Genomic DNA, 26186 nt, shown 5'->3' with positions numbered 1-26186 from the left:
CAGCATGAGAGATGCGGGAACAGCACGAACTGTTCTTAGAGGGGTATCTGTGGGGCGGTGGGTTCTGGGAGGAATCGTACTACGTTGGGACGGCAGGCGACGTTTCGACCGACACGATTGAGCTATCGTCCTGTTCGTCTTCGGCCCCGTTTTTACAGGGGGAGGTGCACAGAGGAGGTATGCACGAACGCGCTGCGGAATTCGCGGACCGGGCCCGTGACCGATACGGAGTCGACCTCGATGTCTCGGAGTTCGGGTCGGGAACGGAAACAGCCGCAGCGGCCGCCGAGGCCATCGGCTGCGAGACGGCCGCCATCGCGTCGACCATCGTCGTCGCACTCGCAGGCAGTAATCGCGACGGTGACCTCGTCGCCGCAATCACGAGCGGTGCGAACCGCCTTGACCTTGACGCGGTCGCGAACCACTACGGTGCAGAAACCGCGTCGATGGCCGACCCGGGCGACATTCGGAGCGTCGTCGGCTGGAGCATCGGCGGCGTCCCCCCGATCTGTCACGATACGGCCCTCCCGATCACGGTCGACCCGACACTTACCCACTATGATGTCGTCCACGCTGCCGCCGGCACGCCGAGCGCGGTGTTTGCGGTCGAACCGGACCGGTTGGTGGACCTCGCCAACGCCGACGTCGTCGACCTCACAGAGTAGCGCCGACGGTGCGGCCATCCATCGTGTCAGGCTTGTTGGCACTCAGACCGAGGATCGAGTCCTGGCCGTGGAACCGGCCGTCAGTACTCGGGGCAACGGCCGACAGACGGACGAAACATAGCAGGAGCGTTTGTATCGCCAGCTGCGATGACAGATCACGAACATACAGAAGAGGTTTACAACCGCAGATGAAACCGAGAAGACGCTACTATGCCCTCCAAGCAAGCCGTTAGTAGCCTCGGGAGTCTACTCGCCGTACTCGGACTCTCCGGGGTCGCAACAGCACAGCCTACAGCCCCGGGTGGAGGTCTTAGCCCGGCGCTCGAAGTCGTTCTCCGATTCGGTGTCGGGTTCGTCATTCTTGCAGTATTAGGTGCTGCAGCCGCCGCTATCGGCCCGAAGTATACGACTAACGCCGTGCGGGAGATTCAGAACGATCTCGGCGGCGCAATCGGCTGGGGAGTTCTCGTCGGCATTTTCCTCCCCATCGGGCTGGTGATACTCGCGCTGACGGTTATCGGCGCTCTGATCTCGATCCCCGGGCTGCTTCTCATCGGCATCCTGGGTATCATCGGTACCGGCATTACTGCCGTCTGGGTCGGGAACTCGGTTATCGGCGATGACGGGACAGTGAGCGCAACAGATGGCGTCGCTGGCGGACTGTTACTGGCCGTCCCGTTCGCAATTCCGGTCGTCGGTGGCCTCCTCCTCAACCTCATAACGCTCGTCGGCCTCGGTGTCGTCGGCCGCGGGCTGTACGAGGACTGGACGGACTGAGCGAGTTTCTCGCCCACCGTTCAGCGGTTTCTCTCTGTTGCTGACGAGTGGGTCAACTGGTACCGGGACAGCCGAGTTCGTAGGGGTCGTCGTACACCTCCGGTGGTACCGAGATTTTGGTCGGTTCGTCGAAGTCAGTGTATCTGAGCGTAATTGTCGCGGTTGCGGTCGCGCCTCGCTGTGAGATTTTTAGTCGGAGTTCCGATTTTACTGGCTGGTTCGTTTCCGGGTCAAGCCAGAGTCGCGCCGTCGCGTTCTCGAGCGAGCCGCGGTTGAGCGCCATGTCGCCAGCCTGTCGGCGATTCATCAGTGACTCGATAGTCTCGGCGCTCGGGGACGCCGTGACGAGGACAGTCCGGTTGCCGTCGAGCGTCTCGTTGCCCCGCCAGTAGACGTTCGAGCGTTCGAAGAGCAGTACTTGCCGATGGAGCGGTGTCGCGGTTGCCCACGGCTCGGAGCGCGAAACGTTCTCGACGCCGTAGCCGTCCCAGGGTTCCTGACAGCCCTGGTACGCTTTGTACCCGTCGACATAGGACTCAACCGTTTGGTCTTGTGTCCGCGTCGTCGCTTGCATCCGTTTTTCCGAGACGTTCACCGCACCCTCACCATCGACTCGCACGGTCCGTGACTGCTCACCGTCAGACGCAGTTACGTGCATATCCATTCCGAATCGGTACGCTTCGACGGCGGCGACAGTGCTGTTCGCCTCCTCGACGGCCGCGACGGCGCGTTCGTCGCTCGGCGGCGGACTATCACCCACGAATGTGCCACAGCCAGCGAAGAGGGCAACGAAGCAGACGGCGAGGACCAATCGTCGCATACGATACCGTCGTTCCCCGTCGGTCTAAAATATCATGGATCCGACTGGTGAGAGCCCTCAAAACAATCTGAAGTCGAGTTGGGTCTGCAGGTCCGCTACTAGAATGTACGCCGCCAGTGCGAGAACGAGCACGGAAAACCCGGTCCAGAGGTGGAGATTCACTGCACCCTCGCCGACCCACTGCGGGACTGCCGGGCGCATAACGGGCCGCTGGAGCGGCCAGAGCAAGTCCGACGACACGTACGGGTCCGGGCGAAGGAGCTGTCGGTTATCAGCCACCAGATGTGAGAGATGGGCGAACGCGAACGCCGCCCCAAGTCTAGTCCGATCCGTTCGGACCGCATAGGCGACGACGGCAATCGAGAGCGGAATCGCGAACGGAAGCGAGTGCATAAACACCCGTCCAGAGGGAATCAAATGGAGTTCGTACGCCAGTGGCTTGTCGATGAGATCCGGGAACTGGCTGCCGAAGAACGTCACTGCCAGTAAGTGAAGCGTTGGGAGCTGTCGATCGCGGAGAAGGGCGTATACTGCGACGGGAAGGAGGGCGATGATGAAATGTTCGATTGGGAGGACCATTCTCTGACTCGGTAGTAGTGCTACGTTGATGTGGGAGGAAATACCTTGTGTGGGAGAGAAGTCTGCGTGTCGCATGGCATTCTCTTAACGAACAGCCAGTGCGCCCGCGGTAGTGATTCCCCACCGTGTCGAGTGCGTTCCAATTGATTCATACGGACCTCGTGGGAAGCGGTACTCTATCGCTCTCCTACCCAGTCGCCGTCTCGTCGAGTGTCTCGAATGTCCCCTGTATTGGTATCTGAACCCGGGACACACGACGTAGCGTAGTACTGCAATCACAACCTTGTCGCAGAATAGCAGACCCCTCAGCCACCTCCACGACAGTACACAGTCGTCCGAATAGATATATTCACAGAAAGTCATACACAAATGCCGAGTAAAACAATTAATCTCAAAGAGGAAACGTACGAGCGGTTGCGTCGTAAGAAAGGCGAAGGTGAGAGCTTTAGCGACGTTATTGATCGTATCCTTACCGAAGAGGAACATCCACTGTATGGATTGGTCGGGTTGGCAGAAGATGACGAAGTAGCGCAGATTCAAGAGAAATCCCGCTCATTCCGTGATGATGTCGATAGACGCATCAACGATGAGAGCCAGATTGAACAGTGATTCTCGATGTATGCTTTTTGACTGATTTACTCGCTGAGGACGCCGGAGCAGTTGCAAAACTCGATGAGATCTCCGATGAACTACTTGTTGTCCAACCCTAGTCTATACCGACGTCGGGATCGGTATCGACCCAACGACAACGACTGGCCAACAGTTCGATGAGATTCTCGACGACAGTCCGTTAGTGCCATACGATAGCGAAGCTGCGCGTCGTGCCGTGGACGTTCAACGTGATCTTGCTCGCTCCGGGGAACAGATTGGTGCTGTCGAGGCAATGATCGCGGGGATTGCTGTTGGCCGTGATGAACCGGACGACCTCGTATCGAGGACAGCTCAGTGACTCCGATCAAGATGCTGTTGTACTTCCTTGAAAATACCCATGTGGCCTACCGTTTTGCTGATTGTCTCGATACAGGGAGTGGATTCGCAGCAAGAGCGTACTCGTAGTACCGTCCTCCAACGTCGTCTGTATCCTACTCAACCCAACTGGTGATTCCCAGCATGGCGAGCTCGTGTAGGTAACCTTGCATCCACCGAGGGAAGAGTGCACCTGTCACCGCCCGGTGGTGAATGACGTCGTACCGCGCTCGAATCGCTCGTGTCCGGACTGTCGTATCGCTTCCCTCGTGAGCTCTCATATGGACTACGCGGCTGCTGCCGTGGGTGGTGCTTTGGGGTGGATCTGCCGTTGGTACAGGTGTGCTGGTCCTGCCTGACTGGCGGAAAGCTTGTCCCGGACACACCTGATACCGAGTGTACTGGCTGGTTGTCATTGTCTGTCCGATAGATTCTCGTCTCAGACACACCCCACACCGAGTGAAAGATCGGATCTCCACAGCGTCTCTGATGAGCGGCAAGTAAGCGGGTTTCGGGACGAAAAGCGGACTGAGACAAAAGCCGTGAAGTTGCGGGTTGCATCGAATATGCAACCCGACTGCGTTTTATAATAGTCCACAAATGGATCTCGCAGGCACGCACCAAGTACCGAGTGTACTGACCGCTGATCGTCGTTGACAGAGAGATACTCGTCATGAGCGGATCATGAACCGAACGTAAGCTGTGTATTCTCGGCCAGTCGTTCGGCGTTTACTGTAAGTAGACGCTGCGCCAGTGGTGAAATGAGGGTAAGGTACTCCGATCTAGATATAGTCCATCGTGGACTGCATGCCTTCCCGCGCGTGACTTCAAGTAGCCTAGTGTGGGCAGTAGGCGATTACACTCGGTAGTGGGTGTGTGAAACTCCACTCAGACATATATAAATTTATGTGAAAAGCTACTAAAATGGTTTTAGACCGGTTTTACTAAACTTCACTCGTTGCTTGGTCGCTACATTTATCATACAGGGACGGATTTGATAGAGTAAATAATGTCAGACTCAGATGAGGATGATAATATCTTCAAAACCGGCGGAATATTTGCTAACAGGGAACTGGTACGCGTCGGCCACGTCCCCGATCTGGAGCGAGTCGTTGGGCGGGACGACGAAGTCAGCGCTATCGGGCAAGCACTCGGTCCAGCAACGGTCGGCGGCCCACCGGAGAGTACGATCATATACGGCAAGACCGGAACCGGAAAGTCACTCGTTGCGAGGTGTGTGTCTCGTGAGGCTCACTTCGAGGCACAGGCAAACGATATCTCGTTTCAGCAGGCGTACGTCGACTGCTCCGATTATCAGACCGACGCAAAGGCAAGCCGGGAGATGGCACGCAAACTAGTGGCGAGCCTCGACGCAGATATCGACGTCCCGCGTGTCGGGATCGGAGCCGCCGACTACCGTGACATCACCTGGGACCTACTTGAGGAGTACAACATTAACTCACTGGTCGTCATTCTCGATGAAATCGACAAGTTAGACGATGATGAACTGTTACGCAGCCTCTCTCGGGCTCGCGAGAGCGGGAAGGCAGAGACACACGTCGGCGCCATCTGCATCAGTAACAAGATCGAATATCGCGAGCGCTTGAGCGAACGCATCGACTCAAGTCTGCAGGAGAACGAACTCGTCTTTGACCCCTACGATGCTGGTCAGTTACGAGCAATCTTGGACAACCGGACGGATGCCTTCGAACCGGACGTGTTGGAGCACGATGTGATCCCGAAGGTCGCTGCCCTCTCAGCCAAAGAACACGGGGATGCACGGAAAGCGATCGATACGCTATACGAAGCTGGTCGTCTCGCTGAGAAACAGGGGACGGAGACAGTCACAGTCTCGCACGTCGATGACGCCGTCCAACGAGCGGAGGTGAACCGCTTCGAGAAACTCGTGCGTGGGACGACGCCGCATGTGAAATACATCCTCCGAGCGCTGGCGCTACTTACCGTCGACAACCCAGCTCAGGAAGCTTTTCGAACTCATCAGATCTATACGCTTTATTTAAAGGTCGCTGAGCAGGCTGGAGCGGATCCACTCTCCGAGGATCGCGTGTACCGGCTGCTGAAAGAACAGTCGTTTCTCGGGGTGACTGAGTCGAATCACACAGGGGGTGGACAGGGTGAAGGGAGCTACCTGGAACATCGACTGCTTCGGGATCCAGAGGTTGTCATCCAAGCCATTGAGAGCTCAGCGAAGGGCGGGGACCCATGACGATGTTTCACTCGTTACGAGGTGTGTGGGTCGGCTTCGGTCACGGTGCGCTGGGTTAGTCGTTAGCCGTACCGGCGACAGGACGGGACCAAGGATCACGATGAGTTCTCGGCCGACGTAACACAAGTCGGTGCATGGCTCTTCGATGCGCCGCCAATCGTCAATGCGTGGAACATATGGAATGGAGCGACGGGCCTGACTTCATTCATAATTTCCCCTTGGTCCAAGATATCTTGTGTGACCCTGGTTTCTCCCGCTTCCCGGCCTGAATTAGATCCAGACACCAAATTATACCCCCGTCTGCTAGAACACTTTCCCAATAGATGGACAAATAATTGAAAGAGCCAACTCAACAACAAACTTAGGGACGAATGAGAGTGTAAATCTGACCATTTCAATTGCTCTTGACTTATCCCAAAGCGATACCGTTATTTTTCGCTACCCAAATGGCGAGAGAATGTGTCTGAAAAACACCCACAACAGAAATTCAGCTATCGGTGTAATCTGAGAAGCCGCTGAGAACTGAATTAGAGACGTAAACAGTCTCAATAATCGGCATGAGAAATATTAACTAGGTTGATAACTGACAGGAGGATGTGAACCAACTGGATCGGGGATTAACAGCAGCGAGCACAGTAGGGATTAGTGCCGCTGCGATTGGGGCAGTCGGCACTACAAAATCAGCAGGGTATACACCGAGTTTCTATGATTTCGTCCCAATTTGGGTTTGGGCTGGACTAGTGTTGGCACTTGTTGGCGGTCTTGGCCTTCTCGTCCGTGGAACATTTGCCCAGCGGCGGCCACTGTTCGCTCGCGGTGCTCTGATCATAGGAGCCACATATGGCGTGCTATACTTCCTGCCACAGGCAACTGGGTTCAAATTCTGGTCGTTCTCTCGGGCTGACGCCCTGATGCATTTTTCATACGCTGAGTATATCATGTCAACCGGAGCGAGTCCGGCATCGAATATGTATCCCGGGACGCATTTCATCGTCGCACAGACCGCCCTCATCACAGGGTTACCGGTTGAGGCACTCCAGCCGATCGTGATGTACCTTGTTACAGGAGTTTTCGTCGCCGGCTGTGCGGTGTTCGGACGCGCCCTCGGCGGAAAGCCCGCCGGACAGTGCGTATTCATTGCAGCGGTTCCGCTCGTGCTAGGAAAGTATATGCAGCATCTGATGCCGTGGTTTATTGCGTTCGCACTGTTGCCCATCACGCTGTTTGTCGCCGAATCCCTGCGGAAAGGCCAATTGGCTGGGTCAAACACAGTCTCAGCGACACTCTGTGCGGCTGTATTATTATTCGGTATTGTGTTTATCCACCCGATGTCGGCCGCCCTCGCGGGAGTCGTGCTCGGATGTGGGCTCATCGCCGTCACAGCATATAATTGGCGCACCGTTGAGATCGAGCGCCAGTATCGTGTGACATGGGGACTCTTGATCGCAATCCCTCTTGTGGCTTGGTATTTTGCGATGCCGACATTTAGTCGATTGGCTCGCCAGACAGCTCTGTCACTCGTGGCGGCCTCTCCGGGTGCAGCAGCAAGGGCTGGTGAGGCAGGAGCCTCAGGCTACACGACTTGGCAAGTCATCCGGCGCTACGCCATTGGCGAGTTCGGAACCCTTATTTTATATCTCGCAGCAGGTGGCGTTATCGCACTGTGGTTCGGATACACGCTGTTTCACGGCCGAGATATCAAGTCCGGCGAAGTGGTGGCTTGTGCCATCTATGTCACTGGCGGGACTATCGGTGTAATATTCGTGATGTTCCGCGCAATAATTACCGAGTTTTACCGTATGAACCAACTGACACTTTTCGGGGCAATTCTTCTGATTGGCCTCGGGATGGCAGTGCTACATACACACAACGACAACTTACGCAGCGGCGTGTTACTCAACTCCGTTGCAACAAGCGCACTTGTGTTGGTCGTCATCACAGCAGGCAGTCTTGCAGTCTTCAACGTCTATGATGAGCGGCGTCACGCCACCCAGGCCGAATTTGAAGGGGTAAACCATCACATGACCTACGCAAACTACGACCTCAACACACGGTCGCTTCGGGTGTCGGCGATCGCATCAGAGTACACCATCGGAACGCAGCGTGCTTCAAATATTCCCTGGACGGAGCGTCCGTTCCACCAGCTAAGACCCAACAGTGGGCTCCCGGACGATCTCGGGTATACGACGAATAAGTCCGTCTCAAGTCTGTTTGATGGACGAGGGTACATCGTCATCTCAGAGCGAAACCAGGACTGGGTTGCTGTTGAACCCCCCAACCGACGCCAGTACGTGAAATACATCTCCGATGGGGAAATGTCAAGGCTTAGAAGTGATAATAGGGCCCGGCAAGTGTACGACAATGGTGGCTCATGGATATGGTGGGTCCGCTGATGGGGAAATTGTGTATCCAACTTTTACGAGTGAAGAGCGCTAGCCAAATGGCCAGCCTTGATAAGAGCTACCGATATACCTGTGGTACCAATTATAATTTATCTAATGGGACTTTGTAGTGCTTATAATCGTGGATTACCGCGCTTCGGCCGCTATAGACAATTGTGGCTTTCGCCAAATGACGCGAATATATCAATTCTATTGTCCTATTGGTATATGCTTGGAAAGATGGACAGGGGCTGTGTACAGAAGAAATGAGTGAAACGATCCATATGAGGTACAGACTGACACTATATTCTCTATATCTTAAAGAGATACCCTTTTGAGTTGTAACGTCTACCCGGTTGGTATGGAACAGAGATCTGGGGATCGGGTTTTGCTGTGTTCTGACCATTTACCACCGAGTGATGGCGGAGTTGAACAGGTTGTACAAAAGTTGGCACTCCATCTAGTTGATCACGGATTCAGTGTTGGTGTATTCACACTTGATGACGGGACTGGTGAATTCGACTTGGCAGATATCCCTGACATTTCTTTTTATACGTCTTCCGGAGTTGATCTTACCAATAAAGTCGGTTTACAGAGTATGTTGTCTGTGTCCGCATTGCGTGAGTTTGGACACGTCCTTCGGGACTTTCAGCCGGATATAGTACACACACATAACAGATTCTTTTATACATCAGCACTGGCCGCTGCCTACTCAGTGCGAGCAAACTACAAACTAGTGACGACGGTTCATTTAGGAGATATCGGGATGATCTCGGGGGTTGGAGGAGCGGCAGCGAGAGTGTTTGAGCAGACTATTAGTCGATTCATTATCTCTCAAAGCGACCAAGTGATCTGCGTCAGTGCTGCTGCCGAGTTAATCACCCAGTCGCTCGGAGCGGATCGAACAGAAGTAATTCGAAACGCAGTCGATATAAAAGAGTTCTCTCCAGTTCCTACTGAGAAAAAATCACTACTATACATCGGGCGACTTGTTCGCAACAACGGCATTCAGGACCTATTGAGTGCACTTCCAGGGTTGCTTGAGACACATCCAGATGCAACAATACACATCGTGGGGAGTGGGCCCATGGAAGAGAATGTTTACGAGATGATTCAAGCAGAGGGCATATCCGAGTCGGTGACGGTTTATAATTTCGTCGAGGACATCTCAGAGATGTACGATATTGCTAGCGTGTTTTGTCGGCCTTCTTACTCCGAAGGACTACCACTCACGATGCTAGAAGCGATGGCATCGGGAGTTCCTCCCGTTGTTACGGAAATCGCAGGTGTTCCCGAAGTCGTTACAGATGGCGAGTCCGGCGTTTTACTTGAGCCCGGAAGACCAGATGAAATTGAACGCGAAATCAGTATATTGTTTAAAAATAATGAGTTGCGAAAACAACTGTCGCGAAACGCACGTAGGTACGTTGCTGAAAATCTAACGTGGAAACGACGGGCTAAAAAAGTCATGAACGTTTATTCCACTCTATATTAAATCTCGATTGGTTTCGTAGTATTGGGTAAACATATTACCCACCGACACAAAGCACCTCTCAACGATGGAACAAGCAAATAATGTTATTCTGATTGTAATGGATACAGCGAGGTATGATTTCGTTCATGGGCAAAAAAATGGGGTAGAAGTCGCGCCAGAAATCAATTCTCTTGCAGAGTCTGGAACCAAATTCACGAATGCGTTTAGTGCAGCTCCGTGGACATTACCTTCTCATGGGTCCCTCTTTACGGGACAGTATCCGTCGAAGCATGGGGCCCATGCCGGATCAAAACAGTTGCCAGATGAGAGTACGACTCTCGCAGAGGTTTTTTCAGAGGCGGGTTATGCCACAGTTGGCGCTTCAAATAACGCGTGGATTAGCGAATCTTTTGGATTTGGGAGGGGATTTGATGATTTCTATAAGGGGTGGCAATATATTCAATCTGAGACAGACTTAGGGAGGGCTGGCCTGATGAATAACGGGCGAGATATGTGGAAGGCTATTATGAGAGAGATGCTTAATGGAAATGTATTTAAAAACGTTCTCAACGCATTATATGCTAAGCTTCGTTTTGGTGAACTAGATGATGAGGGAGCTCGGAAAACTACCGAATGGATTACAGAGTGGATTGACTCACATTCAAAACAAGAGCCGTTCTTTATGTTCATAAACTATCTTGAGCCTCATTTAGAATATGCACCTAAACGTGAGTTAGCAGAGCAGTTCCTTCCAGATGATGTCAGCTATGAGGACGCAATAGAGGTCCCACAAAACCCTTGGAAGTATGTAACCGGCCAGCTTTCGCTTACAGGGTCTGAGTTTGAGATCCTTAAATGCCTGTATGCCGCTGAGATTGCGTACGTAGACTCCAAGATAGGTGCTCTAGTCGGCCATTTAAAGTCTATAGGTGAATGGGATAATACCGTTCTTATGATTCTTGGAGATCATGGAGAAAACATAGGTGACCACGGCCTAATGGATCATCAATACTGTTTATACGATTCTCTTCTACACGTTCCACTTGTAGCACATGGTGGTTCGTTCACTGATCAAGGCAGTATTGACGATCTTGTACAGCTCACAGATATAGCACCAACCTTACTCTCAGAGATAGGTATTGGGAGCAGTTCGTTTAGCAATCAGACTCAAGGAAAACCTATCTTTGAACAAGACAGAGACCATGTAATCGCGGAATATATTACACCCCAGCCTTCACGCGAATCCATCGAGAAACGGGTTGGTGACCCGAACAACTGTATGGATATGTATGATAGATCGCTCAAAACGATACGTAATAAGCAATATAAATTAATACGTGGGTCAGATGGGTCTACGGAACTATATGATATTGTGAAAGATCAAGATGAAAAGGACGATTTATCGGCATATAAACCAGACGTGGTTGATGAGATGTGCTCCACACTTGATACGTGGATTAGTTCATTTGACGCAATAGAAACGACGTCAAACGAAAATATCGATGAGGATGCTCAAGAAAGGTTGGAAGATTTGGGATATATTTAATTCTTCCGTAACAAATTTTCAAATACCTTATTGGACTTTTTTTTGAACTTTTCAAATGAATGCTTTTCCGCCAGCCTCCTCCCATTCTCTGCTAGCGGCTGTAGTGTTTTTGGGTCAGATAGGGCGCTATCCAATATTTCTGCTAATTGCTGTTCGTTATTCGTCTCAAATAAGAATCCATTTGAATCTACGTTGATATAGTCTCGGATTCCATATGTATCGGACCCGACAACCGGCGTACCAGATGCTAAAGCCTCAAGTCCTGTCGTCATATATCCTTCCATGAGTGAAGGAACAATAAATAACAGTGACTCGCGGTAAAGGCGTTGCTTTTTCTCTTTACCAACATATCCATGAAACTCAATATTCTCAAGATTTAGATCCTCAGCCAATTGCTTTAGAGATTCTTCTTGATTTCCAGTCCCAGCGATAGATAGTGTATAATTCTTGTATTTAGGTTCGATTTGAGCCCAGGCATTTATAAGACAGGAGACATTTTTACGAGGTGTGAGACGTCCCAAATATAGAAGTCGTTTTGATTTTGAGTCAAACTGATATTGGAACTCGGAGATATTGATACAAGGGTTCAATATATACCCATCGTTGTATCTAGTTTTTTGTTTCATTCTCTGCTTTGTGCTCCTGCTAGCACAGATCAGTTCTGGGTCGTTCATATACGGTAACAACCGGTCAATAATATTTACCACAGAACCCTTTATAGGACCGTTAAATTCCCAAGCGGAGTTGAAAAATGCCGTGTGCATAAAAATCGAATTTATTGAGTTTTTTGAAAAGAAATGTGCAGGATAGTAGGGAATATGAGAAATGTCATCCAGAATAATGTCTGGATCTTCAGCCTGTATAAGTGAACGGAATTTATTCATTCCCCTCACCGAGCCGAATAGACGTTCGGATGCCGTTTTTGGGTTTGAGTAGGGAAATGAATGGTAAGTACAATTTTGACCTAACTCTGTCTTCGGGACCACCTCTTCAGGTTGTGGACAAAGAATGTTGACCTCCCAGTTCGTGCTGCCCAATGACCTCGCAATGTTACACATCAAGCGGCCTGCACCGCCGGCAGGAGGTTGGTGAAGTGATCGAGCTGAACGAATTAGAATTTTAGGGGAGAATTCGGCATTCACAGTCGGATATAACTCAACCAGATATATAAAACCGTAATGAAGTAAGAAGTGAAATGTTAACACGTTGAACAACACCATAACTGAAATGTCGCAGCATAAGGTGACCAAAGCATCTCAAATGTAGTAGACTCGCTAAGAGGGTGTCATAGAACGGTTATCGCACCAGAGAGCAGGGTGAACGCTGAGGTGGAATGAGCTCAGCGACCCTGTTAGATGATTCTTCGGTAGAGACGTTCTTCAATGTCGTGGGGTCAGAGACGCTAGCGTTGTTTGAGCATCTCTCCTTCTGGTTTTCGAAGGTTAGACGTGTTCACCCCGGCGGAGACAGGGGGAACACGAGAGCATGAGCCACCAGAGATGATGCGTGGTTTCTCCATTGCTACTACCACGATATTACGGCATTCGTCCCGTTGAACGCGAGTTTCGGAACACGTCCGTTTGGATGAGCCGTGGCTTCGATCGACCACCGTCAAGAAACGCGGTCGATCGTTTCCTCACTGATCTTGGACACGTCGTCGACGAAGTCTTGGACCACTTCATTGAGCAGGCCGCCCGCCGCGGCCTGCTCGACTTGACCTACTGCACCGATTCAGCAGATATGAGTGCGATACCCGCCGATCAAGACGCGCCGAAGTGTACGATCCAACGACTGAAGAGTACTATCACAGATACGGCTGCATGATCGTCTCGGTCGAACAATCGACGTTAGACAAACGTACAACCGCCGCACGAGAGTCGAACGAGCTAACGAATCGTTGAAGGACTGCGGCCTATGGTGTGTGCTCACCCGAGACCGCGTCCACGCACGAGTGCAAGTGTTTCTTGCACTGTGCCTTCGCCTCGTCGTCGTAATCACCAACTACGAACCGGATACAATCCAGAAAATACCGTGATCACGGTGTGAAATCCTCTACGACACCCCTCATTAAATTAAATTGTACAAGAATTTCAGTTGGAGCACTTACAATCTGCTGAATCGAACAAGCAGTGCTAGAGCGATGTTTTATTATTCTTCGAGGTTATGCCTAACATAGTATTGAAGTTGTATATGATAAAGATCATACATAGAGGTTTGCGGTGTGAAACTCTATTTGAGATCATTACCCACAGTAGAAGAGTCTGAATAAAACAGCATATTGGGGCCATGAAGCGCTCGATTAAAGAAAACTAAGCTCGCCAACTTGCTGGCTGAGGAAGATCTCCCAGGAGGAATGAGTGAGAAATAATTGTCGAATAATAAGAGCTAATTGTATCAAGGTAAATTCATCTTGTAATGGATGAGAAACTAGTCTCAGTCGTTATTACCACATATTATCGCAATGATGGGCTCAGGGAGGCAATTGAATCCGTCAAGTCACAATCGTACGACAATATAGAAATTATCGTCGTAGATGATTCAGGAGAGAAGCATGCAGCTCCCGTTGTTGAAGAGTTTGATTTAACCTACATACCAAATGATGGTAATATAGGGGTTAATAAATCACGATCTATTGGAATTGACGCAACGCAGGGAAAATACATACAGCTCTTTGATGATGATGATATATTACGCCCCACAAAAATTGAAAAACAGGTGTCGGTCATGGAATCAAATACTTCAGCTACAGTCGTGTACTGTGGACTGAAAGATCAAAAAAATAATTTTCTTTGTCCAGATAAGGATGCAAGGGGCGATATATTGGATTTAATCTTACAATTTAATGTTGAACCAGCCCACACCTCAACGCTACTGTTTGATGGCCCCCTAATGAGAGAACTCTCCCCATTTAATTCATACCCCGCTGCGACTGATATGCCATTTAAAATACGGGCATCAGCTCACGGCGAATGTGACTTTGTTGATGAGTGCTTGGTAGTGAAAAAAGACCTTGGTAACAAATTATCAGAGGGGTTAGAATATTCTGATGCTTTGCTTAGCATCATCAACGACTTTGAACACCTCTATGAAAATAACAAGCATCTCCGTGATCGCGCGCTTGCCAATGCATATAGGCGGCGTGGCATTGATTATATATACAACGATGTATGGTCTTTCGAAGCCATACTTAGTTTCGCAAAGACAATATACTATGAGGAAAACGTAGATGCGGTCCTTATCGGACAATTTTTGGGTTCTTTACTGGGCCAACCAGGATATAAAACTGTCAAAAGTTGCGGTGATATAATTAACACTGATCGCTGAAAATGCTACGAGGATTCATATCAATCTTAACTGGTAAATTTTCCTCACTTTTACTCGGGTTATTAATTACACCATTATTGGTCCGAATGCTAGGGCAGGGCCATTATGGTGACTACGCATTTGTATTATCATTTATATCAATTACCACAATTATTACAAATGCTGGAATATTTGATGGCACCCGTAAGTATATCGCTGAGACCCACGATCGACCAGACTGGGAAGCCAATGTATTTGGCTTCTATCTTAAGTTGGCATCTGGAATCGGTATAATCGTGTCTGTCGGCTTAGCATTACTTGCAGCAAGTGGTGTAGTGAGCAGGCTCTTGGGTCCGGAGTTTGAATTTTATTTGTATATTTCAATTCTCTTGCTGCTTGCTCGACAGTTGCGGTCAGTTGTTAGAGGTGGCTTGATGGGCCTTAGTCTAGAGCACATAAGTGAGTCACTGAATGTTCTGAATAAACTGGTATTTGGGGTGGCTGCAATCGCACTTGTACATTTTAATTATGGAGTCAACGGGGTCCTCATTGGACACATCACAGGAACAATGATGTTAGTTCTTATGGGTTTAATTAGTTTATCGAAAAGGATTGATTTGATTAAGTCTATATTTACGCTCCAACGTAACATCCCACGTAAAGATCTTATGTCATTTAATTTCATGAGCTTCATACTCATTTTGTTCCTCTATTCGCTTTATCATGTAGATGTTATGCTCGTAGAAACATTAGCTCCAGAGGATCAGACTGGATATTATCGAGCGGCATTGGTAATTGCCGAATTCCTATGGTTCGCACCAATGTCATTACAGAAACTATTGTTGCACTCGGTAGCGGATCTATGGAACAACGATCAGCGTAAGAGAATATCGGAGCTGTCATCAAAATTGACACGCTACAATGTACTACTGACGGCGTTGCTAATGATGGGGTTGGCAGCGCTTGCAAGGGATTTTATTCCCCTATATTATGGCGCAGAATTCGCACCCACTGTAACTCCCTTACTGATTCTTCTTCCAGGGACTTTCGGATTTTCGATTACGCGTCCAATTATGGGAATTGGTCAGGCGAAAGGCGATTTTCGGTTATTAATCGCTGCTACGGGTTTGGCTGCAGGACTAAATATAGTATTGAATATTATACTTATTCCACGGTATGGGATGAATGGAGCAGCAATTGCGACAAGTATCAGTTATAGTTCGATGTTATTTTTACATCTTAGTGTATGTAAAAAAATCGGATTCGACCCAATCTCTGATCTTAGATTAGCCAAGACCACGACTACGATTGCCGTATCTGCTCCAGTGATTTTTGGTACAGCATGGCTACTACCAAATCCATATAGTCTCATTGTTGTTCCGCCAATCGGATTCATTTTGTACAGTATAGTCGCACTCAACATTGGCAGTATTTCTGCGAGCGAGATTTTCGAGATAACTGATAGGTTTCCCACCCCAATCAGTAGATATATACGATTAATAATTAGAAAATTAAATGTTACTAAAGATATTTCTGTAGTGTTCAGATAAGGATTGAAGAGTAAGGCACGGCGGTTTTGAAGTGTCTATGCCCAAAAACGCCGGCCTCGGCGGTAGTATCGACCGAATCGGCTTAGATTTTGTGGAGCGAGAAGCGACACCGCGACTGCTGATGAAGCTGAGTATTCAATTGCATTGGCTGGACTTCACTTTCGGATACTGTCTCAGTGCTTGAGGTATTCGGTGTCCAACGCGCTCGATCAACTGTCTATAATTGGGTTCACAAAGCAGATTTACAGCCCAAATATGGACAGACACCGGATCACGTTGCGGTTGACGAAACTGTGATCCAACTCAACGGTGAGAGATATTGGATGTACGCCGCTGTCGATCCACAAACGAACAAATTGCTCCATACGAAGCATAGACCGACTACAACGAAGGTTCTCGCCCATGCATTTCTCACCGAACTCTCTGAGAAACACGACGTCGACGTGCAGGAAAACATGGCACCGATCCAGGTGGTCGGCTCAGGTGCGACAGTCAACGACGCCACGCAGAACGCCTTCGACCGGGCGACGACGCTGCTGGACACGAGCGAGGGCGAGGTCCGGGCGCGCTGTACCTTTACCGCCGGCGTCCAGATCGGTCGGCTCCCCGGTGTCGTCCAGCTCGATATGCTCTCCCCGCTGGATATATTAGAGGATCGCGGCCTCGGCGATGCCGTCCAAACGCAGTAAGGGCCATAAGATGGGGTAGTTGACCTATTCTCCGGGCGCTTCCAACTCAACCAACGTCAAGTCACGATCTAGCATACAGTAGTCGTGGGGCGGATCGCCGATAATCTCGTCAATCCGATATTCCTCGTCAAATTCAGCGCCGGCGGGCTCACAGTAGGGATGGCTGGGACACTCAGTGTGAGGACAGGGGCCCATCAGCGAGGCCTTGCTCCCAGCATACGCGCCCTTCGAGGGCACGTTCGCCTGGATCGGCGCAGGCTCGACTTCGACGGCCCGCACGCCGTCTTGATGCATAGCACAGTCTAGCGTTTGGCCGCTCTGTCTGACGTTGGTGATCCGGTACCGGTTCCCCGTGGTCAAATTGAGGCATTGGTCCCGATACGGGCACCCCTCACAGCCGCTAGCTTCGCCGCGGTAGACGAATTCCTCGCCGACCTCGGCGAGGCGCGTCCCGACGAGCGTGACAGTAGTCATACTTGGCTATAGAGTGTCGCCACGGTAAAGCGTCATGACCGCCCGGTCAGCTCGTCCAGTTTGTCCAGATACGCCTCGCGGGGTACCTGATACAGCGAGTGGTAGTCCAGTTCGCCGTCGGCGAACCGGGTCGCCAGCTCCACGGCACCCTCGACGGCAGTGTCGCGGCGTTCGTAGGAGTCGGCGTCGCGCTCGACGTCGGGCTCCAGATAGAAGGTGACGTACCAGCTCTCCCCGGTCCGGTCCGCGCCGGGGCGTCGGGTTCGTTTCCCGCGCGTGAGATAGATCGTCGGGAGACACGGCGCTGGAAACTGCTCGGAGTCGAAGATGTCCGGGCGGTACGCGAGGATGAGCTTGTCGTCGGTCTCGTTCCACACCGTCCAGTCTTCGGGAAGGGCCGACAGGTCCATACCGTCGAATTGGCGTGGACCGGCAAGAATCCGCTGGTCCGTCCCGAAATCCGCCGGGCCCGGATACCGACACTCGTGCTGACGGCGGCAGCGTCGATACGTCGAGCCGCAATATCGCGTGGGATGTTCTCAGTGGCCAATCAAACCAGCAACAGATTCACATCAATCCAGCGCTAAACACTGGCCGACACACCGAAGAGAACAGTTGACAACCGACACAGTATATAAACCCAACTCGAAATCAACGATGCACGGTAACATACATATGGCCCACCATCCCCGTGTTCGGCCTATCGCAGCGTCGGAATTTATCGGCGGTATACCCACAAGAGGGCAAAGTTCTTATACGAACAGAGTTCGTACGGTAAATAGTATCGGAAACAGTTCCACACTGTCTCCCGTTACCACAGCAGGTCGGAGCAGTCCCCGTGTTCCGCCCGGCAGGTCAGCCATGGAAGGGCACACGCGTCACCCTGCAGCGAAGGGTGATTCGGCGGCTGTACGCGGTCACATCTGCAGCGGACAGCACCGACGACGAGTAGCCACACAGCCCCGGGACCGTCCCGCAACAGTCGGTGGTCGCCTGCAGCCACGACGAACTACTGAGATAGCATGAGCAAGAACAAAGAGACACTCGAAGCGCTGAGCAAGGAGTACCGTGACACGATACCGGCGGACCTCCGGAAGACGAACACGTTCGACTGGTATCTACAACAGTTGTACGACGAACCGACGATCGCCCGCAACGCCCACCAGCGCGTGGCGGACATGTTCGACTACTACGGCAAGACCTACGACGAGGAGGCCGGCGTGGTCGAATACGAACTGGCGAGCGAGGACCCGCTCAACGACGGCGAGAACACCTTCTACGGGCGGGTCATCCACGAGGCCATCCACGAGTTCGTCAACAAGGTCAAATCCGGCGCTCGCGGGCTCGGACCGGAGAAGCGCATCAAACTCCTCCTGGGGCCGGTCGGGTCGGGCAAGTCCGACTTCGACCGCCAGGTCCGGCGCTACTTCGAGGACTACACGAGCCGGGACGACGGGCGGATGTACACGTTCCGTTGGACGAACCTCTGTGACGTCATCCACGACCAGGACCCTGCCGACGACGTGGTCCGGTCGCCGATGAACCAGGACCCGCTCGTGCTCCTCCCACAGAAGCAGCGGGACAAGGTCATCGAGGACATCAACGCGGAACTCGATGCGCCTTACACCATCCGGAACGAGCAGTCGCTTGACCCCGCCTCGGAGTTCTACATGGACCGGCTGCTGGCCGAGTACGACGACGACCTCCAATCGGTCTTGGAGAACCATATCGAGATAATCCGCTTCGTCGCGGACGAGAACCAGCGCCGCGGTATCGAGACGTTCGAGCCCAAAGACAAGAAGAACCAGGACGAGACGGAGCTCACCGGCGACGTCAACTACTCGAAGATCGCCATCTACGGCGAGAGCGACCCGCGGGCGTTCGACTACTCCGGGGCGTTCTGTAACGCCAACCGCGGGATATTCTCCGGTGAGGAGCTGCTGAAGCTCCAGCGGGAGTTCCTCTATGACTTCCTCCATGCCAGTCAAGAACAGACAATCAAGCCCAAGAACAACCCCCGAATCGACATCGACCAGGTCATCGTCGGCCGGACGAACATGCCCGAGTACCGGGACAAGAAGGGTGACGAGAAGATGGAGGCGTTCAACGACCGGACCAAGCGCATCGACTTCCCGTACGTCCTCCAGTACGCGGCCGAAGCTCAGATCTATGAGAAGATGCTGCGCAACGCCGACCTGCCGGACATCCAGGTCGAGCCCCACACGCTAGAGATGGCAGGCCTGTTCGGCGTCCTCACCCGTATCGAAGAGCCGGACAACGAGTCCATCGACCTCGTCCAGAAGGCCAAGGCCTACAACGGCGAAATCGACGAAGCCGACGACGTCGACGTGAAGAAACTCCGCGAGGAGGCCGAGAAGATGGCCGACATCGGCGAGGGGATGGACGGCGTCTCCCCGCGGTTCATCGGCGACGAGATCGCCGAGGCCATCATGGACTCGATGCACCGGAGCCGGGACTTCCTCTCGCCGCTGACGACGTTCAACCACCTCGAAGGCAACCTCGAAAACCACGGCTCCATCGACGAGGAGTCGTTCAGCAAGTACTACCGCTTCCTCGAACTCGTCCGCGAGGAGTACAAGGAGCGGGCCATCGAGGACGTGCGCCACGCGCTGGCCTACGACATGGACGAGATCCAGCGTCAGGGCGAGAAGTACATGGACCACGTCATGGCCTACATCGACGACGCGACCGTCGAGGACGAACTCACCGGCCGCGAACAGGAGCCGGACGAGCAGTTCCTGCGCTCCGTCGAGGAGAAATTGAACCTCCCCGAGGACCGCAAGGACGACTTCCGGCAGGAAGTGTCGAACTGGGTGTCCCGGCGCGCCCGCGAGGGTGACACGTTCAATCCACAGGACAACGACCGCCTGCGCCGCGCCCTCGAACGCAAGCTCTGGGAAGACAAGAAACACAACATCAACTTCTCCGCGCTGGTCTCCAGCTCGGAGATGGACGACGAGGAGCGCAATCAGTGGGTCGACGCCCTCATCGAGCAGGGCTACTCCGAGGAGGGCGCCAAGGAAGTCCTCGAGTTCGCCGGCGCGGAGGTCGCCAAAAGCGAGATGGAAGAGTAATGACCGGCGAGGAGTACATCGACCGCGCGGACGAGTCACTCGACGCCGCCTACGAGGCCCCGATGAGCCTCGCGGAGTACGTCGACACCGTCCTCGAAACGCCCCAGGTCGCGGCGCATGCCTCGAAGTACCTGCTCGACGCCATCGAAGCGGCGGGCACGCGGATGGTCATCGAGGAAGGCGAGGAGAAGGAGCGCTACCGCTTCTTCGACGATCCGTACAACGACGGCGAGCACGCCATCCTCGGTAACACCGAGGTCCTGAACGCGTTCGTCGACGACCTCCGCTCTATCGCGGCGGGTCGCGGCAAAGACGAGAAGATCATCTGGCTCGAAGGGCCGACAGCCACGGGGAAATCCGAACTGAAGCGCTGTCTCATCAACGGCCTTCGGGAGTACTCGAAGACGCCCGAAGGCCGGCGCTACACCGTCGAGTGGAACGTCGCCGGGGCCGGCGGCAGCGCCACCAGCATGACCTACGGGAACGCAGCCGTCGAGGACGAGGACGACTGGTACGAGAGTCCCGTCCAGGCCCACCCGCTGACGGTGTTCCCCGACGACGTCCGTGCGGACCTGCTCGCCGAGGTCAATGAACGCCTCGACGACCACATCCCAATCCGCGTCGACGGCGAACTCGACCCGTTCTCCCGCGAGGCCTACGACTTCCTCGAAGAGCAGTACCGCCGACAGGGCGAGACGGACCTGTTCTCGGCGGTCACTCAGCCGTCCCACCTCCGGGTGAAGAACTTTGTCGTCGACGTGGGCCACGGCATCGGCATCCTCCACTCCGAGGACGAGGGGACGCCAAAGGAGCGACTCGTCGGCTCGTGGATGCACGGGATGCTCCGCGAACTCGATTCGCGGGGCCGGAAGAACCCGCAGGCGTTCAGCTACGACGGCGTCCTCTCGCAGGGCAACGGCCTGCTGACCGTCGTCGAGGACGCCGCCCAGCACGCCGACCTGCTCCAGAAGCTGCTGAACGTGCCCGACGAGTCCCACGTCAAACTCGACAAGGGAATCGGGATGGACGTGGACACGCAGCTCATCATCATCTCGAACCCGGACTTGGAGGCCCAGCTGAACAAGCACGCTGACCGCGAGGGCCAGGACCCGCTGAAGGCGCTCAAGCGGCGACTGGACAAACACGAGTTCACGTACCTGACGAACCTCTCGCTCGAAGCCCAGCTCCTGCGGCGGGAACTGACCAACGAGACGCAGGTGTGGGACCCCGAGACCTGGGACGAACTGGAGACGTGGATCCAGGAGCCCCTGACCATCTCGGTCCGTGACCAAGTCGAGACGGCGACCGACAAGGAGCTGGCCCCACACACAATCGAGTCCGCGGCGCTGTACGCCGTCGTCTCGCGGCTCGATAGCGCCGAAATCCCGACCGGGCTGGACCTCGTCGACAAGGCCCTGCTGTTCGACCGGGGCTACCTGATGGAGGGCGACGAGCGCGTCGACATCGAGGACTACGACCTGGAGACCACCGCCGAGGACGGCGACCACGGCATCCCGGTCACCTACGTCCGAGATATCGTCGCCGACCTGCTGCACGAGCCACAGGACCGACACCATCCCGACCTCCCGGTCGAACACGTCCTGATGCCCCGGGACGTGCTCAACGCCGTCGCCGAGGGGCTGGAAGACGCCCCCGTGTTCTCGACGGGCGAGGCCACGGAGTACGAGGAACGGGTCGTGACCGTCAAGAACTACATCTTCGGCCAGCAGGAACAGGACGTGCTCGACGCGATGATGCGGGACAAGCGCGTCGACGAGGCGACCGTCGAGGAGTACATCGAGCACGTCTACGCCTGGGAGTCCGACGACCAGATCGAGAACGAGCGGGGCGAACTCGTCGACCCGGACCCGCTGAAGATGAAGGTGTTCGAGATCGAGCACCTGGGCCGCTTCGACGAGAAGAACTACGACGGCAACGAGCCCGACCACGCCGTCGAGCAGTTCCGGACGGACAAGATTATCACCGCCTTGAACCGCCACGCGTGGCAGCGCCGCGACGAGGAGTTCCGCGTCGGCGACGTGAACCCCAAGGAGATTCCGGTCATCAACACCGTCCTCGGCAGCTACGACTGGGACGACATCCAGCGCACCTACGCGGACTTCGAGCCCGGGCAGTGGGACAACCCACCGTCCGGGACTGAGACGGCCCGCCTCAAGGCGAAGACGCTGGACAACATGGTCGAGATGTTCGACTACACTGAGGCGTCGGCTGAGCTGACGAGCCGGCACGTCATGAGCCAGGTGAGTTACAGATGGGACTGAAAGACGACCTCGAACGGTACCGCGACGTGGGCGAGGAGCGCCGACAGGACCTCGCTGAGTTCATCCAGTACGGCGACCTCGGCCAGTCACGCGGGGACTCGGTCCGCATCCCGATCAAGATCGTCGATCTGCCCGAGTTCGAGTACGACCAGCGCGACCAGGGCGGCGTCGGCCAGGGCGAAGGCGCCGAACCGGGCGACCCGGTCGGCCAGCCACAACCCCAGCCCGGCGACGGCGACGGTGACGAGGACGGCGAACCCGGCGAGGAGGGCGGCGAACACGAATACTACGAGATGGACCCCGAGGAGTTCGCCGAGGAACTCGACGAGCAACTGGGGCTCGACCTCGAACCGAAGGGCAAGAAAGTCATCGAGGAGAAGGAGGGCGACTTTACCGATATCACCCGAACCGGCCCCTCCTCGACACTCGACTTCGAGCGGCTGTTCAAGAAAGGGCTCAAGCGGAAGCTCGCGATGGACTTCGACGAGGACTACGTCCGCGAGGCGCTCAAAGTCGACGGCTGGGGCCCTGCCACCGTCTACGAGTGGACTCGCGAGCAGAATATGCCCGTCTCGAAGGCGTGGATCGACGACGCCTACGAGGAACTGCCCGACGACGAGAAAGGCGTCTGGGACTCCATCGAGGAGATGGAGGACAACGTCGAGAAGGTCGAGACGTCCCAGCGCATCCGCCGGGAGGGCGTCGACCAGATCCCCTTCCGCCGCGAGGACGAGCGCTACCGCTACCCCGAGATCGTCGAGGAGCGCGAGAAGAACGTCGTCGTCGTGAACATCCGGGACGTCTCCGGGTCGATGCGCCAGAAGAAGCGGGAACTCGTCGAGCGGACGTTCACGCCGCTTGACTGGTACCTGACGGGCAAGTACGACAACGCCGAGTTCGTCTACATCGCCCACGACGCCGACGCCTGGGAGGTCGAGCGCGACGAGTTCTTCGGCATCCGCTCGGGCGGCGGCACCCGCATCTCCAGCGCGTACGAACTCGCGGCGGAGATCTTAGAGGAGGAGTACCCCTGGAGCGAGTGGAACCGCTACGTGTTCGCGGCGGGCGACAGCGAGAACTCCTCGAACGACACCGAGGAGAAAGTCATCCCGCTGATGGAACAGATCCCGGCGAACCTCCACGCCTACGTGGAGACCCAGCCGAGCGGGAACGCAATCAACGCCACCCACGCCGAGGAGGTCGAACGCTCCTTCCGCGACGCCGACAACGTCGCGGTCGCGTACGTCTCCTCGCCGGAGGACGTGGTCGATGCCATCTACGACATACTCAGTACGGAGGACCAATGAACGACGACAGATTCGCGAAACAGCGCGTCGCCGACGAACTCGACGAACCGGTCGAAGAGGCTGGCAATCTCGCCAGAAAGCTCGGGCTGAAACCGTACCCGGTGAACTACTGGATCGTCGACTACGACGAGATGAACGAACTCATCGCCTACGGCGGGTTCCAGCAGCGGTACCCGCACTGGCGCTGGGGGATGCAGTACGACCGTCAGCAGAAGCAGGGCCAGTTCCTCGGCGGCAAAGCCTTCGAAATCGTCAACAACGACGACCCGGCCCACGCGTTCTTACAGGAGTCGAACACGCTGGCCGACCAGAAGGCCGTCATCACTCACGTCGAGGCCCACGCGGACTTCTTCGCCAACAACGAGTGGTTCCGCATGTTCACCGACGGCTCCTCCCGGACGACGACCGACGCGTCCGGCGAGGACCGCCGCCGCGGGCCCGATGCCGCCGGGATGCTCGCCCGCCACAGCGACACCATTCAGGAGTACATGCAGGACCCCGACATCGAGCGCGCCGAGGTCGAGCGGTTCATCGACCACGTCCTCTGTCTGGAGGACAACATCGACCAGCACGTCCCCTACAGCCCGGTCGAGACAGTGCCCGAGGAGTTCCAAGACATCGAAGGGGCAGACGTGACCGACCAGCTGGAGGACCTGGACCTCTCCGAAGAGGTCAAGCGGCAGGTGTTCGACGACGAGTGGCTCGACGCCCAGCGCGACGACGACGAGAACGTCTCGTTCCCCGCCGAACCGGAGAAGGACGTGCTCGGCTTCCTCCGGAAACACGGCATGCAGTACGACGAAGACGCCGAACGCGCCACTGAGATGGACGACTGGCAGAAGGAGCTGCTGGAACTGCTTCGTCGGGAGGCCTACTACTTCGCGCCACAGAAAATGACGAAGGTGATGAACGAGGGGTGGGCCTCCTACTGGGAATCCATCATGATGACCGGCGAGCGGTTCGCCGGCGACGACGAGTTCGTCCTCTACTCCGACCACATGTCGAAGGTGCTGGGGTCGGGCGGGCTCAACCCCTACAGCCTCGGCCTGGAGATCTGGGAGTACGTCGAGAACACGGAGAACCGCCGGGAGGTCATCGAGCGCCTGCTCCGCGTCGAGGGCATCACCTGGCGGAACTTCGACGAGAGCGTCGATTACGAGACCGTACAGGAGCACCTCGAACCGCCCGAGTGGCTCACCGACGTGCCAAGCCACCTCGACGAACTGGACCCCGAGGACCCGCGGGTCGACAGCGATGGGCTGGCGGCGGCCCGCGACGGTGAGTTCGACATCGAACAGTACCCCTGGAAGGTGCTGACCTACGAGGGACTGGCCCAGCGGCACTACTCGCTGGTCAAGCCCCAGTACCGCGGCTTCGTCTCCCGTATCGGTCAGGAGGAACTGGAGCGGACCGCCCGCTACATGTTCGACGACTCGCGCTACGACAGCGTCGAAGAGGCCCTGGCCGACGTGGATTACACCCGCGGCTGGGAGCGCATGCGCGAGATCCGCGAGAGCCACAACGACGTGACCTTCCTCGACGAGTTCCTCACTCAGGAGTTCGTCGACGACAACGACTACTTCACCTACGAGTACACCCATGCTTCGGGCGACTACCGGGTGACCTCGACGGACCACGAAGACGTCAAGAAGAAGCTCATGTTGCAGTTCACCAACTTCGGGAAGCCAACCGTCGTCGTCGAGGACGGTAACTACCAGAACCGAAACGAACTGCTGTTGGCCCACCAGTACAACGGCGTGATGCTCGACATCGGCCAAGCCAAGGAAGTCCTGAAGCGGACCTTCGAACTCTGGGGCCGCCCGGTGAACCTTCTGACCATCGTCAAGGAGTTCGACGACCACGACGTGGAGGTCGCCAAGCGCCGCGACCGCGAACCCGAACCAGAAGAGGTCGGCAAGCGCATCCGCTACGACGGCGACGAAGTGACTGTCACCGATGTCGACTGGTCCGAGGTCGAACACCTCACAGCAACTGACATCGACTACAACACCAAGCCAGACGAGTGGCTTGCCTGAAGGGCGGAGTTTGAA

18 protein-coding genes and 4 pseudogenes are annotated in these 26186 nt (G+C 54.7%); 17 read left to right on the top strand and 5 right to left on the bottom strand.

Annotated features, from left to right (window positions below; translation table 11 throughout):
- Positions 1-8: 8 nt before the first annotated feature.
- From C442_RS21495 to C442_RS06795, 3 genes and pseudogenes are all read left to right on the top strand, one after another.
- Positions 9-122: pseudogene (locus C442_RS21495) on the top strand (transposase); the annotation flags it as partial.
- 57 nt (positions 123-179) lie between these two features.
- Entirely contained in the window at positions 180-665 is a 486-nt protein-coding gene (locus tag C442_RS06800) for a YbaK/EbsC family protein (protein ID WP_008308978.1), read from the top strand.
- 210 nt (positions 666-875) lie between these two features.
- On the top strand, positions 876-1442 hold the full coding sequence (locus C442_RS06795) for a hypothetical protein (protein WP_014040472.1): 567 nt from the start codon (positions 876-878) through the stop codon (positions 1440-1442).
- A 52-nt stretch (positions 1443-1494) separates the two neighbouring features.
- Here C442_RS06795 and C442_RS06790 read toward each other — a convergent pair whose 3' ends face one another.
- Both C442_RS06790 and C442_RS06785 read right to left on the bottom strand, forming a co-directional pair.
- Entirely contained in the window at positions 1495-2262 is a 768-nt protein-coding gene (locus C442_RS06790) for a LolA-like protein (protein ID WP_008308976.1), read from the bottom strand.
- A 57-nt stretch (positions 2263-2319) separates the two neighbouring features.
- Complete coding sequence (locus C442_RS06785) at positions 2320-2841, bottom strand: metal-dependent hydrolase (RefSeq protein ID WP_008308975.1); 522 nt, start codon at positions 2839-2841, stop codon at positions 2320-2322.
- 369 nt (positions 2842-3210) lie between these two features.
- Between C442_RS06785 and C442_RS06780 the strand changes: the two genes are divergently transcribed.
- From C442_RS06780 to C442_RS06760, 5 genes are all read left to right on the top strand, one after another.
- Positions 3211-3450, top strand: a complete 240-nt coding sequence (locus C442_RS06780) for an antitoxin VapB family protein (protein WP_008308973.1) — start codon at positions 3211-3213, stop codon at positions 3448-3450.
- Between the two features lie 1366 nt (positions 3451-4816).
- Positions 4817-6034 carry a Cdc6/Cdc18 family protein gene (locus C442_RS06775; protein ID WP_008308971.1) on the top strand — a complete coding sequence of 406 codons (1218 nt, stop codon included), beginning with the start codon at positions 4817-4819 and terminating at the stop codon, positions 6032-6034.
- A gap of 596 nt (positions 6035-6630) precedes the next feature.
- On the top strand, positions 6631-8427 hold the full coding sequence (locus C442_RS06770) for a DUF6541 family protein (protein WP_394324895.1): 1797 nt from the start codon (positions 6631-6633) through the stop codon (positions 8425-8427).
- A gap of 349 nt (positions 8428-8776) precedes the next feature.
- The gene (locus C442_RS20930) at positions 8777-9910 is read left to right on the top strand and encodes a glycosyltransferase family 4 protein (protein ID WP_080504299.1); all 1134 of its coding nucleotides are present in this window, start codon (positions 8777-8779) and stop codon (positions 9908-9910) included.
- A 64-nt stretch (positions 9911-9974) separates the two neighbouring features.
- On the top strand, positions 9975-11435 hold the full coding sequence (locus tag C442_RS06760) for a sulfatase (RefSeq protein ID WP_049942881.1): 1461 nt from the start codon (positions 9975-9977) through the stop codon (positions 11433-11435).
- Here the strand turns inward: C442_RS06760 and C442_RS20925 are convergent.
- Positions 11432-12577, bottom strand: coding sequence for a glycosyltransferase family 4 protein (locus C442_RS20925; RefSeq protein WP_161606625.1), 1146 nt, complete (start codon positions 12575-12577; stop codon positions 11432-11434). The two genes, C442_RS06760 and C442_RS20925, sit on opposite strands and share 4 nt — an antisense overlap.
- A 191-nt stretch (positions 12578-12768) precedes the next feature.
- On the opposite strand from C442_RS20925, the pseudogene C442_RS06755 reads away from it, so the two are divergent.
- The 5 genes and pseudogenes from C442_RS06755 to C442_RS22460 form a co-directional block, all read left to right on the top strand.
- Positions 12769-13481: pseudogene (locus C442_RS06755) on the top strand (transposase).
- A gap of 369 nt (positions 13482-13850) precedes the next feature.
- Complete coding sequence (locus C442_RS20920) at positions 13851-14759, top strand: glycosyltransferase family 2 protein (RefSeq protein WP_008308960.1); 909 nt, start codon at positions 13851-13853, stop codon at positions 14757-14759.
- Positions 14760-14761: 2 nt separating this feature from the next.
- Positions 14762-16288 carry an oligosaccharide flippase family protein gene (locus C442_RS20915; RefSeq protein ID WP_080504297.1) on the top strand — a complete coding sequence of 509 codons (1527 nt, stop codon included), beginning with the start codon at positions 14762-14764 and terminating at the stop codon, positions 16286-16288.
- A gap of 37 nt (positions 16289-16325) precedes the next feature.
- Positions 16326-16731 (top strand): annotated as a pseudogene (locus C442_RS22465) (IS6 family transposase); the annotation flags it as partial.
- A pseudogene (locus C442_RS22460) lies at positions 16708-16977 on the top strand (acetamidase/formamidase family protein); the annotation flags it as partial. The pseudogenes C442_RS22465 and C442_RS22460, both read left to right, overlap by 24 nt.
- 24 nt (positions 16978-17001) lie before the next feature.
- On the opposite strand, the gene C442_RS06740 reads toward C442_RS22460, so the two are convergent.
- Together C442_RS06740 and C442_RS06735 are read right to left on the bottom strand one after the other, a co-directional pair.
- Positions 17002-17451 carry a UPF0179 family protein gene (locus tag C442_RS06740; protein ID WP_008308957.1) on the bottom strand — a complete coding sequence of 150 codons (450 nt, stop codon included), beginning with the start codon at positions 17449-17451 and terminating at the stop codon, positions 17002-17004.
- Between the two features lie 32 nt (positions 17452-17483).
- Positions 17484-17861, bottom strand: coding sequence for a DUF5820 family protein (locus C442_RS06735; protein WP_008308956.1), 378 nt, complete (start codon positions 17859-17861; stop codon positions 17484-17486).
- 612 nt (positions 17862-18473) lie between these two features.
- Between C442_RS06735 and C442_RS06730 the strand changes: the two genes are divergently transcribed.
- From C442_RS06730 to C442_RS06715, 4 genes are read left to right on the top strand one after another with little or no spacing between them, the layout of a single operon-like run.
- Complete coding sequence (locus C442_RS06730; protein WP_008308955.1) at positions 18474-20546, top strand: PrkA family serine protein kinase; 2073 nt, start codon at positions 18474-18476, stop codon at positions 20544-20546.
- Positions 20546-22828 carry a PrkA family serine protein kinase gene (locus C442_RS06725; RefSeq protein WP_008308954.1) on the top strand — a complete coding sequence of 761 codons (2283 nt, stop codon included), beginning with the start codon at positions 20546-20548 and terminating at the stop codon, positions 22826-22828. The genes C442_RS06730 and C442_RS06725 overlap by 1 nt, the downstream gene beginning before the upstream one ends.
- Entirely contained in the window at positions 22819-24135 is a 1317-nt protein-coding gene (locus C442_RS06720; RefSeq protein ID WP_008308953.1) for a YeaH/YhbH family protein, read from the top strand. Before C442_RS06725 ends, C442_RS06720 begins: the two co-directional genes overlap by 10 nt.
- Complete coding sequence (locus C442_RS06715; protein ID WP_008308951.1) at positions 24132-26171, top strand: SpoVR family protein; 2040 nt, start codon at positions 24132-24134, stop codon at positions 26169-26171. Before C442_RS06720 ends, C442_RS06715 begins: the two co-directional genes overlap by 4 nt.
- Positions 26172-26186: the final 15 nt, after the last annotated feature.

The organism is Haloarcula amylolytica JCM 13557 (assembly GCF_000336615.1).
Lineage (GTDB): Archaea > Halobacteriota > Halobacteria > Halobacteriales > Haloarculaceae > Haloarcula > Haloarcula amylolytica.
This window is presented reverse-complemented; position numbering and strand designations above follow the sequence as displayed.

What these genes read in the sequence shown, in the direction of transcription:
- C442_RS06790 (WP_008308976.1), bottom strand. Translation starts at nt 2,262, where the DNA reads ATGCGACGATTGGTCCTCGCCGTCTGCTTCGTTGCCCTCTTCGCTGGC.
- C442_RS06760 (WP_049942881.1), top strand. Translation starts at nt 9,975, where the DNA reads ATGGAACAAGCAAATAATGTTATTCTGATTGTAATGGATACAGCGAGG.
- C442_RS06795 (WP_014040472.1), top strand. Translation starts at nt 876, where the DNA reads ATGCCCTCCAAGCAAGCCGTTAGTAGCCTCGGGAGTCTACTCGCCGTA.
- C442_RS06715 (WP_008308951.1), top strand. Translation starts at nt 24,132, where the DNA reads ATGAACGACGACAGATTCGCGAAACAGCGCGTCGCCGACGAACTCGAC.
- C442_RS20915 (WP_080504297.1), top strand. Translation starts at nt 14,762, where the DNA reads ATGCTACGAGGATTCATATCAATCTTAACTGGTAAATTTTCCTCACTT.
- C442_RS06735 (WP_008308956.1), bottom strand. Translation starts at nt 17,861, where the DNA reads ATGGACCTGTCGGCCCTTCCCGAAGACTGGACGGTGTGGAACGAGACC.
- C442_RS06740 (WP_008308957.1), bottom strand. Translation starts at nt 17,451, where the DNA reads ATGACTACTGTCACGCTCGTCGGGACGCGCCTCGCCGAGGTCGGCGAG.
- C442_RS06730 (WP_008308955.1), top strand. Translation starts at nt 18,474, where the DNA reads ATGAGCAAGAACAAAGAGACACTCGAAGCGCTGAGCAAGGAGTACCGT.
- C442_RS20930 (WP_080504299.1), top strand. Translation starts at nt 8,777, where the DNA reads ATGGAACAGAGATCTGGGGATCGGGTTTTGCTGTGTTCTGACCATTTA.
- C442_RS06780 (WP_008308973.1), top strand. Translation starts at nt 3,211, where the DNA reads ATGCCGAGTAAAACAATTAATCTCAAAGAGGAAACGTACGAGCGGTTG.
- C442_RS06720 (WP_008308953.1), top strand. Translation starts at nt 22,819, where the DNA reads ATGGGACTGAAAGACGACCTCGAACGGTACCGCGACGTGGGCGAGGAG.
- C442_RS06725 (WP_008308954.1), top strand. Translation starts at nt 20,546, where the DNA reads ATGACCGGCGAGGAGTACATCGACCGCGCGGACGAGTCACTCGACGCC.
- C442_RS06785 (WP_008308975.1), bottom strand. Translation starts at nt 2,841, where the DNA reads ATGGTCCTCCCAATCGAACATTTCATCATCGCCCTCCTTCCCGTCGCA.
- C442_RS20920 (WP_008308960.1), top strand. Translation starts at nt 13,851, where the DNA reads ATGGATGAGAAACTAGTCTCAGTCGTTATTACCACATATTATCGCAAT.
- C442_RS06800 (WP_008308978.1), top strand. Translation starts at nt 180, where the DNA reads ATGCACGAACGCGCTGCGGAATTCGCGGACCGGGCCCGTGACCGATAC.
- C442_RS06775 (WP_008308971.1), top strand. Translation starts at nt 4,817, where the DNA reads ATGTCAGACTCAGATGAGGATGATAATATCTTCAAAACCGGCGGAATA.